Raw genomic sequence first — 454 nt, forward strand, 5'->3', positions numbered from 1 at the left:
CCGTTGCAGAAAGTTTGGGCTTGGACGGTTTGCGCGAAGCAATGATTGAATTGGCCGTACAGCCAAGTGCTTGATAGTATGGAATGAAACAAGGCCGTCTGAATGTTCAGACGGCCTTACCGTAAAATTCTAAATCTGAGGATTATGCCGACAGAGGGCTTTTCTTTTTGAACACGCTTTCGTAAAGCATCCAAGCGGCGAGGCTCAGGTATACGGTGCTGGACAAAATGCCGATAACGGCGAAGATAGGCATAAGGCGATCAATCATGGTGAGGTTTCCCAATAAGTTAGTTTTATAAGTAAATGTGTGTTTTTTTATTTCCGTCTTCGCGGAATGCCTAAAGTATGCTGCTTAAATGGATTGAGGTCAATAAAAAATGTATTGGAGTTTTTAAAAAAGTTCCATTTTTACATTAAAATAATTGGAAGTTTTTAAGGATAAACGGTATTTATA

General features: G+C 39.6%; 1 protein-coding gene. It reads right to left on the reverse strand.

Going from position 1 to position 454, the window contains the following annotated elements; all coding sequences use genetic code 11:
* Window positions 1–142: 142 nt before the first annotated feature.
* Window positions 143–268, reverse strand: coding sequence for a hypothetical protein (locus ACTHUR_RS20555; RefSeq protein WP_003678791.1), 126 nt, complete (start codon window positions 266–268; stop codon window positions 143–145).
* Between the last annotated feature and the right edge of the window lie 186 nt (window positions 269–454).

The organism is Neisseria sp. P0021.S007 (assembly GCF_051956855.1).